The sequence below is a fragment of the Salininema proteolyticum genome, assembly GCF_042685645.1.
Taxonomy (GTDB): Bacteria; Actinomycetota; Actinomycetes; order Mycobacteriales; family Micromonosporaceae; genus Salininema; species Salininema proteolyticum.
In genome coordinates, this window is record NZ_JBHUNX010000001.1 from 4534535 (window position 1) to 4545365 (window position 10831).

Sequence of the window (10831 nt, forward strand, 5' to 3'; positions counted from 1 at the left end):
GGACGGCGCGGTAAGTTAGCTTAGCCTAAGCTTATTTACGCCTATCGCGGTCGGTCGTTCCAGTAGCCCTGAGCGTGAACTCGGTCTCTGGCGATTCCGGCCTCCGTCGCGCGGTGGCGGATAGCGGACACCCGCGAGCTCTCGGTGGCGAACCACGCGTAGAAGCCGCCGTCGTCGCCGGCGAGGACCGATCCGATCTTCGCCAGTCGGCCGGCGGCCGTGTCGAGCAGGGCCTCGCCGCCGCGCATTCCCTTCTCCCGCAAGGCGAGCTCGACGCGTCCGGTCTTCAGTTCGCCGGTGAGGAACTCGGCGTCGGCGGGGTCGCCGGCTTCCAGGACGACCTCGGCGTCGATATCCGGGCCCAGTGCGTTCACAATGCCGCGGATCGCAGGGTAGGCCGTCTCGTCTCCTCCGATCAGCACCCGTGTCGCGTTGCCGGGCCGCCACTGCACGCCGTGGCTTCCGGTGTCCCGGTGCCGGTCGGGGGCGGAGAGCACCAGCCTGTCACCGACTCGCGCGGACGAAGCCCAGCCGCTGCCGGGTCCGGGCGCGGCGTGCACGAAGAAGTCGAGGTCCAGTTCGCCCCGGTCGGGGCGCGACTCGCTGACGGTGTAACTGCGCATGGGCGGCCGCGACGAGGCGGGGATCGCGCGCCAGCGGCGGCGCCACTCCGTTTCGGGAAGGAGCGATTCGTCGAGGGACGCGGGAAGTTCGCCGTCCGGGAGGAGGATCTTCAGCCGCTGGTCCAGTCCCCGGGGCACGAGGCGCGCGAGGTCCGAGCCCTCCAGCGTCACTCGGAGGAAACCGGGCGACACCCGTCGCACGGCGGCGACACGCGTCCTGAAGAGCACGTTCGGAGAGTCTCGGTGTGATCGGTCCATCGAGCGGCAATGGTAGCAGCCGTTCGGGAGGCCGGCGTTCTCCGAGGCGCTCGCACCTCGGAGAACGAACAGCCGCTGAACCTGTCGCCGGTCGCGGCTACTCGCAGGCGACGCCGTCGCCGTCCCGGTCCAAATGCCGACCGTATCCCGCGTCCCCTCGAGAGAGGGGTGCAGCGCCGGCCGCTCGGGCAGCGTCGCAGTTCTCATAATAGGCCGTGCTCTCTGAACCGTCGTCCTGCCCGCCGTCGCCGGACTCGCCGTCATTGCTCGACCCGCCGTCGGAACCGCCCTCGGTCTCCTCCTCTTGTCGCTTCAGCTTTTCCTCCGCTTCCCTCTCCCTTTCCTTCTCTGCTTCCTCTTCCCTTTCCCTCTCTTCTTCCGCTTCTCTCTCCCTTTCCCTCTCTTCCTCTGCCTTCCGCCTTTCCTCAGCCTCCTTCGCCTTGCGCTCCTCCGCTTCCGGGGAGAGCGCTTCGATGTCTCCTTCGCACGGTTCTCCCCACAGTCCAAGCGTTTGCAACTTAGCGCCGGCTTGTGCGCGGAGTAGGAGGTCTCCGTCCGATGCCGCGGATTCGGAGACGATTCCGTGTCCGGCGGACACGGTCATCTCGCCCAGGTCGGCTTGTTCTATCTCGACGGCGAGAGCGGGGACGACATCGTCGTCCCACGTGTCGTCCGGAGCGGTCACCGTTATGGACTCGTCTGTCAAAAGGTCGGTCAGGAACTCGTGGGATTGAGAGCCCCAACAGTGATCGGCGTCAGCGGGAACCTTGACCGACGGCAGCGAGACGGTCTTGTCGCCGTGGTCTTCGGTGGCGATCTCGATCAGGAGGCCGGGCTCGACGGTCGTGACGGTGCCACTGTCCTCGGTACTTTCGGTGGTGGATGACCCGCTCTCTTCATCCGGAGGGTCGGACACGGTGACTACGACAGACAGGAGCACCAGGGACACTACTGCCGCTCCGACCGCCGTGTAGACCGCTACCAGCGACTTCGTTCGTCCGGGGGTTCTCTTCGGGATCTGTTCGGCGAGCCAGAGAGCTGCGAACACGATGGCAAGGAGGGCCAGGAAGTAGGAAGCGATGTTGAGTACGGGAATGAAGGCAGTGGAGGCGGCGACAATGCCCAGGACCATTCCAGCAGTGGCGAAGGATTGGGATCCGCCGGATTCTGCCTGGGGCGGACCGTTCGAATCGGTCGGAGTCATGAGAGACGGTCCCTTCGGTCGGCCGTGAGTGAGACTGAGGGACAACGTGGAGTTGGACCAGCAGCAATGCCGATATATTTATTATATGTGATTTAGTGAGTTATATCACTTAAATTGGGCAATGCACATGGATTGTTCGGCAGCGTGAATGCCGGGTCGGAACGTGAACCGGCCCCACGCGTGACCCTTGGGGAAGTCACGCGCGGGGCCGGCCCTCACATCAGTCTTCGCAGTGTTCGTTGCCGCTCCCGTCTTCCGGAAGGAACGGCCGCTGCGCTCAAGCTTCCGCCTGGGAAGAACTCAGTCGGCGTCGCGATCGTCGTACGACGGGCCCCAGAGCTTCTGGGACTTGTGGGTGTCGGGCTCCCCGGCCGCCGTCTCGGCGGGCGGCCGCAGTTGGACGGTCTTCTCCCCGCCGCCGGACCGCTTCCTGATCCCGGCCTCGTGAGGTTCACCGTCGTTGCCGGAGTTCCGTGCGGCCTCCGCGGAGGCCTGAGCGGGCGTGGAAGGCCGTGCGGCGGGCTGGTCGGCCCGCGCCGCTCCGCCCTGCTCGGAACGCGGCCTCGCCTCCACGGAGGAGGCGGCCGGAGCGGGTCCCGAAGCCGGCGATCCGGCCGAGCCCTGCACGACGACGGGCTTCGGATCCTGCGCGGCATAGTCGCGCATGACGCTCCCGATGGCCGAGACCTGGTCCGACAGCAGCCCGATCGCGCCGATGGCGCGGTTGACAGGGTCCTCCTCGGAGCCGCCGCCCAGGGCCTTCTGTTTGAGGAACGACTCCTTCACCTCGGCCCAGCGCGCCTTCTCCTCGTCGGAGAGTCGGCCGCGCAGTTCCTTGAGTTTGAGGAGGTTCGCCTCGGCGCCGGCGGCCAGGGTCTGCGCCTCGCCGCGGTAGTGGTCGTCGATGACCGCCTCCAGCTCCTCCTCGTTCATGACGGGCACGACCCGCTCGGCCAGGCGGGCCATGTTGCGGTAGGAGCCCTGCAGGAAGAACGCCGGCTCGGTCCGCGAGGCGTCGTCGGTGGCGGCGGACTCGATATAGGCCATGTTGTTGCGCAGCACGGTCTTCTGAATGTGAAGGAGCTTGCGCATGACCGAGAGGATCTGGTCCAGCTCCCCCGCGGAGTAGGGGTGTTCGAGGTCGTCCTGCGTGGCGGTCGGGTCGTCCGCCGCCAGCCGTATGATCAGCCGGACGTCCGAGCGCGAGCGCCCCGAGAGCGGCGTGGTGACGGGGTTGGACGTCAGCGCGTTCTCGATGTAGGACTGCGCGAAGAGGTCCTCGCGGCCGCCCAGGATGTCGCCGAGGTTCCACACGTCGGCGCGGTTGGCGAGCATGTCGGGGATGCGGAACTTCTGCCCCGCCTCGGTGTAGGGGTTGCCCGCCATGCAGACGGCGAACCGCTTCCCGCGCATGTCGTAGGTGCGGGTCCGGCCGTTCCACACGCCCTCCATGCGGCGGGTGCCGTCGCACAGGGAGATGAACTTCTGCAGCAGCTCGGGGTTGGTGTGCTGGATGTCGTCCAGGTACAGCAGCACGTTGTTGCCGCACTCGAGGGCGAAGTTGATCTTCTCGACCTCTTGGCGCGCGGTGGCGTTGGGCGCCTCGTCCGGGTCGACCGACACCGTTCCGTGCCCCAGCGACGGGCCGTTGACCTTGACGAGCATCATCCCGAGCCGGTCGGCGACGTACTCCATGAGCGTCGTCTTCCCGTAGCCGGGCGGGGAGATGAGCATGAGCAGGCCGGACTGGTCGGTGCGTCGGTTGCCCTCGGACCCGGCGCCGATCTGCTTGGTCAGGTTGGCGCCGATCAGCTCCAGGTAGACCTCGTCGATCAGCTGGTTGCGCACGAAGGACGACATGACGCGCGGCTTGTACTCCTCCAGCCGCAGCGACTCCTTGTGGCGCGCCACCAGGTCGCTCCGCTTCTCCTGGTAGGCCCGGTAGCCGGGCAGCACCTCGGAGCGGAAGTGCCGGGAGAGGTCGAGGAGGTCGTCCAGCCGGAACGACAGGGTCCGGTCCTTGACGGTCGGGTGCGTCCCGAGCAGGTTCTCGACGGTGCCGTAGAGGTCGGCCGAGAGGTCGTAGGTGTCGGTCGGGGCGACGAGGTGGGCGGCGGCCTCGGGGAGGTCCCCGGCGTCGAACCGCTCGTCGTCCGACTGGGAGGCGTAGGCCTCCAGCCACGAGTAGGCGAGATGCCACTGCGAGGCCAGGCTGTCCTCCAGTGCGGCGAGGTCCTTGTCGAGCCCGTCGCGGACGGCGGGGGACAGGTGGCGGTCGAAGCCGTCGAGCAGGGTCTTGGCCCGGCCGGAGAGCGCGAAGCCGCGGGAGGCCTCGGCCAGTTCCTCGATGAGGTACTCGGCGGCCGAGGCGGGCGATCCGGCGTGGATCGGGTCCCAGTCGGCGACGGCCTCGGCGACCTCGGCGCGGAGGTCCTTGAGGGCGTCGCCCCCGAACAGCTCCTGGAGCTTGTGACGGCTGACGGCCTCTACGCGGAAGCGTTCGCGCTGGTCGGATCCCGCACCGTGGGTCCACCAGAGGCGGGCCAGGGCGCGGGAGGCGGCCGGGTAGCGGAGTGTCCCGGCGGCGGTGCGCAGGCGCAGCAGCTCGGCCAGGATCGCCGCGGCGTCGGAGTCGTGGACGCCGCGCTCGTAGCCCTCGTCGTAGCGCTCGGAGGCGGCGGACGTGCAGAGCGCGGCCAGGTCCTGCGAGCCGAGCCGGGCGGGGCCGTGCTCTTCGAGGAGGCTCGTCGCCAGGAACGCCGCCCGGTAGAGGAAGGCGTTCTCGGACGGCAGGTGCTGGTCCCAGTACTCGCGCGTGGACAGGAACTCGGGGTCCTCCACGCGGGAGCGGTAGTCGGTTCCGGCGAGGCTGAAGGCCATCGAGTCGCCCTCGGCCACGAGGGTGAGGTCGAGCGGCTGCGAGTTCACCGGCAGGCGGTGGCGCCCGAACTTGATCGCGTCGCCGTCGTAGAGGTCCTGGTTGTCCAGCAGCGCCCGGCCCGCCTCCTGGCGGGCGGTCTGGATGCGCCCCTCGATCTCCTCGGCGCGGACGGTCTCGTCCAGCCCGCGCAGCTCCCCGACGACCTTGCGCAGGCGCTCGATCATGGGGTCGGAGGCGAAGTACGTGTTGATCTCGTCGAGCGTGTCGAGTCCGGCGGCCCGGCGCTTGACGGCCTCCAGGATCCGGTCGGCCGAGTCGGCCAGCTGCCCGGCCCGGCGGGCGGCCTCGTCGAGGAGGCTCTGCTTGCGGGAGGTGAACGCCTCGTAGACGTCGTTGCGCTTGTCCTCCAGCTGGGTCGCGAACTCGTCGAAGTCGGCGAAGCGGGTCTCGAGGTTCTCGATGGTCACCAGCAGGCGGGCCAGCTGCTCGTCGCACGCGCTCGGGTTGTCCGCATTGGACAGGGCGGCGGTGACGGCCTGGTTCAGCAGCGCGTACTCGGCGGCGAACTCGGCGCGGCCCTCGCCCTCGGCGAGGGAGCGCTTGCGGGCCTCCAGGGAGGCGCGGGTCCGGTTGACCGCGGCCAGCACCTCGGAGACGCGCCCCAGGATGGCGGTGCGGACGGTGGCGTCGGCGATGTCGAGGTTCGCCACGACCTGCGTCAGCCCGTCGAGGCCCTCCTGGTGGGCCGCCAACGACTCCAGGACCGGAGCGGCCTCGGCGACCGTCTCCAGGGACTCGGCCTTGGCCGACAGCCCGTCGATGTCCTTGTGGTAGGAGTCGAAGGCGTCGTCGCGCTCCAGGAACGACACCGCGCGGCGCGCCGTCGAGTCGAGGCACTCCTCCAGGTCGGCCTGGACGGCGTCCAGGCCCTCGCGGTCGATGTACTTGGTGTCGCGCAGGGTGATCGCGTGGCCGATCTGCCCGCGCAGCTCGGTCAGCAGGTCCACCCACTGCCCGGCGGACTTGGGCGCCTCGCCCCGGGCGCGGCGGATCAGTTTGAGCGACTTGTCCTTCGCCTCGGCGAGGTTCTTGCGGGCCAGATCGGTCAGCTCGGTGACCGTGGCGTACTCGTCGAGCACGGACTCGGCGGTCTCGCGGATCTCGCCGAGCGTCTCGTTCAACCCGTGCAGGCCCTCGTCGGCCAGCCACGGGTAGTCGTCGACGCAGCGGGTGGCCAGCGCGATCAGCGCCTCGTACACCGCCTGCGTCGGTTCGGCCTCGCGGACGGCCCGCACCACCGACAGGGAGTCGGAGACGGCCCGGACGGCCTCGGCGTTGCCGACGCGCGCGATCGGGTTCGCGTCGTGGTCGGCCTCGGCCTCCAGTGCGGCGGCGCGCGCGTCGGAGATGAAGGGGGACTCCCAGATCTGCAGGGTGTGCACGCGCGTCGGCTCGTCCTGGGCGCGGAAGGCCAGCAGGGTGCCGTCGTCGAAGATCGTGTAGCCGTGGACGCTCATGGGCGCCGCGACTTCCTTGCGGATCAGGTTGTAGGGCAGCAGGAGGCTGCGGCCCTCGGAGTGGTCGTAGAAGACGTAGAGGACGTCCTCCCCGTTGGGGGAGCGCAGGGCCCGCTGGAAGGTGAGGCCCTCGACGTCGTCGGTCTGGAAGGTCTTGAGGACGCCCTCGTTGAGGTAGTAGCCGCCGGGGAAGATGATTCCGTGGTCCTCCGGCAGCGCCCGGCAGGACAACCCGATCTCGTCGACGCGGCGGATGTCCCCGGTGCGCGTGTTGTAGAGGAGGTAGCGGGTGCGCTGCTCCTTGTACGGGAGGATCTTCAGCAGCAGGAGCGGGCCCACCCGGGCGTAGGAGATGTCGGCGTCGGCCAGGGACTGCAGCCGCTCGTCCACCGGCTCGGAGTAGATGCCCTCGCCGGTGGCGGTGTTGTCCTCGACCTTGACCGTCAGCGAACCGCCGACGCACTCCACGAACAGCTCGTCCTCGATCGAGACGTGCGGGTGGCGGCCATTGACGTGCATGTCGCGCGTCGTCACCGTCCACTCGAAGTCGTGGTCGGCCGGCTGGACGTCGTCGGCCTCGCCCTTGTTGTCGATGTAGTCGAGCGACCCGTCGTTGCGCCAGCGCAGGACGCGCCGGTCGTTGGCGTTGTCGCCGATGGTGAAGACCGCCAGGATCCGCGAGTCGGTCTCCCGGATCCGGTACAGCTCCGTGCCCCGGTAGTACCGGTACATCTCGGTGAAGTCCTTGGTGAACTGCTCCTGGCCGAGGACGTGGTGCGTCTCCTCGGCCTCGGTCAGCGCGAACTTGCCGCCCTCGCCGGCGAAGTCGTAGACGGTGAACACGTCGGACACCCCGGTGGTGGAGCGGAGCCCGATGTGGACGTTGTACCCGAAGAGCAGCTTCCCGCCCACCTGCACCATGTCCCGCGGCACGCAGTTGTTCGCGGTGCGCACCCGCGCGGTGCCCAGCAGCGTCAGCTCGGTCGAGCCGAAGGCCTCGACCCGGTCGCCGTTGAGCGCCTCGGCGCGGCGGCTCAACTCGTCGGCGCGGGCCGCCAGCCGCCGGGTCAGGACTTCGTAAGTGCCCTGGTCCAGAGCGCCCTCGTTCGGGGCTTCGTCGGTCTCTTCAGTGGTCGTCGGCTCGGAGGCTGCCTCTGCCATCGTCGGTGCCCTCGCAATGGTCGTGGTTCGGAGGTGTCAGGGGGGACGGAACGGGCCTCGGGCCCGGGCCATAGGGACGGGAGGAGCGCCGGTGCGAAGGGCGCTCCTCCCGCCTGACGCGGCTAGCGCGTCATCTCTATGACGGGCTTGTCGTCGACTCCCAGCTCGCGGGCCTTGGACAGCAGCCCGGACACGGCGGAGTCGGATCCGTCGCGCTGCATCAGCTTCGTCAGGGCGGCCGAGACGGTCAGGTTCTTGACCTCGTCCGAGCCGACGGTGGACAGGACCTCCTTGAGGTCCTCCGAGAAGCTGGTCGAACCGTTGGACCAGTTCGCGGCGATGCTCTGCGCGACAGTGGAGTTCTCCATGAAGCCGTCGACGGCCTTGCCGTAGGACACGGCGCCGGCGACCCGGTCGAAGAACTGGGTCTCGCCGCCGACGATCGAGATGTCGGCGCCCTCCAGACCCGTGGCGATGACCTTGGCCTGCTCCTCGGCGATCGAGCGGCGGGCGTCGATCTCGGCCTGGCGCAGCTCCTTCTCCATCTCCAGGCGGAGGCGGAACTCCTCGTGCTCGCGGCTGGCGTTGGACAGGGCGTCCATCGCCGCGGCCTTCTCGGTGAGGCCCGCGGCCTCGTTGCGCAGCTTCTCGCGCAGAACCTCGGCCTCGGTGGTGCCCTTCGCCTTCGAGGCCTCGGCCTCGGCGAGGCCCAGGGCCTCGGCGGCCTTGGCCTCGGCCAGCCCGCCCTTCTCGATGGCGTCGGCCTCGGCCTCGCGGACCTGCACGGCGGCGAGTCCGTCGGCGGCGGCCAGGGCCTGCTCGCCCTCGGCCTGGCGGACCTTGGCGCGGGCGTCCATCTCGGCGGCCTGCTGCTCGGCCTCGGCCATCGCGATGCGCTCGCGGGCCTTGAACTTCGAGGCCTGCTCGGCGGCCTCGGCGGCCTTGATGTCCTTCACCAGGTTCTCCTGGGCCTCGGCCTCGGCGGAGATGATGGTGGCCTCGCGCTGGCGCTCGGCGTCCTCGACGGCGCGGAGGCGCTTGATGGCCTCCTCCTGCTCGGCGACGGTCTTCTCCACGGCGATGCGCTCGCGGACGACCTCGGCGATGTCGCGCTTCTCGCCCTCGACCTCCTTGTTCTTGGCGATCGTGGCGAGCTCCTCCTCGCGGTCGCGGGAGACGACCTCGAGGACGCGGTCCTTCTCGATGCGCTCGGTCTCCACGGCGATGACGCGCTCGCGGTTCTTCTCCGCCACGGCGATCTCGCGCAAGCGGTTCTCGTGGAGGACGCCGGTCTGCTCCTCGGTGGCGATGCGCGCGCTCTCGGACTTGAGGTGCTCCTCGGCGCGGACCTTGGCGACCTCGGCGTGCTCGCGGGCGCGGAGGGTCTCGATCTCGCGCTCCTGGCGGATCTTGGCCTCCTCCTCGCGGCGCTCGAGCTCGAAGATCGACTCCTGCGCCTCGACGTCCTGGCGCTTGATCTCGCGCTCTTCGTTGCGGCGGTGCTCGTTGGTGGAGACCGACTCGCGGGCGGTCAGCTCGGTGATCTTCCGGATGCCCTGGGCGTCCAGGATGTTCTCCGCGTCCAGCTCCGTCATGGGGGTCTGCTCGAGGTAGTCGATGGCGACGCCGTCGAGCGTGTAGCCGTACAGTTCCCGACCGACCATGGCCTTGATGCGGTCGCGGAAGCCGTCGCGGTCGGTGTACAGGTCGGAGAACTCCATCTGCCGGCCGACGGTCTTGACCGCCTCGGAGAACTGGGCCTGGAACAGGTCCTGCATGGTCTCGTCGTCACTGGCGCGCTGGGTTCCGACGATGTCGGAGACCTTGATGACGTCCTCTTCGATCTTGTTGACCTTCACGAAGAACGTGATGTCCACATCGGCGCGGATGTTGTCGCCGCAGATCAGGCCGTCCTTGCCGCGCCGCCGGATGACCAGCGGCTTCAGGGCGATGTTCATGATCTCGGTGGTGTGGATGATCGGGAAGACCATCGCCGAGTTGAACGACACCTTGACCGACGACCCCATGCGCTTGATGATCATCGCCTGGCCTTGGGCCACTTTGCGGTAGAAGAGCTTGATGGATATCAAGAGGCCTAGCACCACCAGTGCTAGAACGGCCACTGCGATCCATATCGTGGCCATCACGGATTCGTCCATGGAATGTCCTCAGAAGAATAATCGGGAGCGGGTTGGGCTTTGTCGATCGTATACGGTGCCGTCAACGCCCAGGGAGCGAGCGCCGGCGTCTATGCCGCGGCACGGGGATACGTGCTTTCTCAGTCTATGTCGGTGGGTATCACGAGATACGTGTCCGTGTCGTCATCATAGTCGAAGATGACAACCGTCTTTCCGCGCCCGTAGTCGTCGTCGCCGACCGGCTCGGGCTCGTGGTGGGAGCGTCGGATGTTGACGGTGTGCTCCGCGCCGGAGTCGTCCTTCACGTCGGCCTGGCCGTACTCGGTGGTGACGGAGCCGGTGCGGATGACGCACTGGCGGCCGACCAGGTCGCTCCGCTGCGTCACGGGGGCGTCCTCGAAGACCTTGGACAGCGGGGCGGCCAGGAGGCGGGCGATGAGCATCCCCAGCCCCAGCCCGGCCACGAGCAGGGCTATGCCGCCCACGACGATCCACACCGTCGCTCCGGACGTGGACCGGAGCCAGATGGTGCCGAGCATGGTCACCACCCAGCCGGTGATCGTCCACAGGCTCAGGATGACGGTGGCGGGCACCGAGCCGAAGCCCAGCGAGGAGAGGAAGCTGTCGCCGTCGGCGTCCACGTCGGAGTCGAAGGCGTCTATGTCGAACAGGCCGAGCATGACGATCAGCCAGTAGAGGACGACGAGGATCATGCCGAAGGTGAACACAACGGGAGGGAAGGAGACGGCAGTCTCGAGGAAATCGCGCATCGGGCTCGATCCTTTATCGTGCTGGGCAGGGGCGATAGTGGTCCGGGCTCCGCGAGGCGGCGGCGCCCGCGGCTTCGCCGAACGGGCGGTTCGGCGAGGTCCTGACTCCACTATAAGGAACGCGCGCGCCGGAGGCCAGGTTGCGGATGAGGCCGGTGACCGCGCTTTCGCCTCGGTGCGAGGAGAAGACGAAGGACGTTCGTCCGGTCGAGCCGGCCGCGGCGAAGTCCGTCCGTGCTCGCGGGGCGAGGGGCGACCGACTATCCTGAGTCCGTCGGG

The 10831-nt window shown here is 68.5% G+C and carries 5 protein-coding genes; all 5 read right to left on the reverse strand.

Features of this window, described 5'->3' with window-relative positions; translation table 11 throughout:
* Positions 1-41: 41 nt before the first annotated feature.
* The 5 genes from ACFTE1_RS21120 to ACFTE1_RS21140 all read right to left on the reverse strand — a co-directional run bounded on the left by ACFTE1_RS21120 (position 42) and on the right by ACFTE1_RS21140 (position 10552).
* Positions 42-881 carry a siderophore-interacting protein gene (locus ACFTE1_RS21120; protein ID WP_380617717.1) on the reverse strand — a complete coding sequence of 280 codons (840 nt, stop codon included), beginning with the start codon at positions 879-881 and terminating at the stop codon, positions 42-44.
* Positions 882-978: 97 nt separating this feature from the next.
* Complete coding sequence (locus tag ACFTE1_RS21125) at positions 979-2013, reverse strand: excalibur calcium-binding domain-containing protein (protein WP_380617716.1); 1035 nt, start codon at positions 2011-2013, stop codon at positions 979-981.
* A 372-nt stretch (positions 2014-2385) separates the two neighbouring features.
* Entirely contained in the window at positions 2386-7644 is a 5259-nt protein-coding gene (locus tag ACFTE1_RS21130; protein ID WP_380617715.1) for a DNA repair ATPase, read from the reverse strand.
* Positions 7645-7766: 122 nt separating this feature from the next.
* Positions 7767-9803 carry a flotillin family protein gene (locus ACFTE1_RS21135; protein ID WP_380617714.1) on the reverse strand — a complete coding sequence of 679 codons (2037 nt, stop codon included), beginning with the start codon at positions 9801-9803 and terminating at the stop codon, positions 7767-7769.
* Between the two features lie 119 nt (positions 9804-9922).
* Positions 9923-10552: a hypothetical protein gene (locus tag ACFTE1_RS21140; protein WP_380617713.1), complete on the reverse strand. Its 630-nt coding sequence runs from the start codon at positions 10550-10552 to the stop codon at positions 9923-9925.
* Positions 10553-10831 lie beyond the last annotated feature (279 nt).

What these genes read in the sequence shown, in the direction of transcription:
- ACFTE1_RS21135 (WP_380617714.1), bottom strand. Translation starts at nt 9,803, where the DNA reads ATGGACGAATCCGTGATGGCCACGATATGGATCGCAGTGGCCGTTCTA.
- ACFTE1_RS21140 (WP_380617713.1), bottom strand. Translation starts at nt 10,552, where the DNA reads ATGCGCGATTTCCTCGAGACTGCCGTCTCCTTCCCTCCCGTTGTGTTC.
- ACFTE1_RS21130 (WP_380617715.1), bottom strand. Translation starts at nt 7,644, where the DNA reads ATGGCAGAGGCAGCCTCCGAGCCGACGACCACTGAAGAGACCGACGAA.
- ACFTE1_RS21120 (WP_380617717.1), bottom strand. Translation starts at nt 881, where the DNA reads ATGGACCGATCACACCGAGACTCTCCGAACGTGCTCTTCAGGACGCGT.
- ACFTE1_RS21125 (WP_380617716.1), bottom strand. Translation starts at nt 2,013, where the DNA reads ATGGTCCTGGGCATTGTCGCCGCCTCCACTGCCTTCATTCCCGTACTC.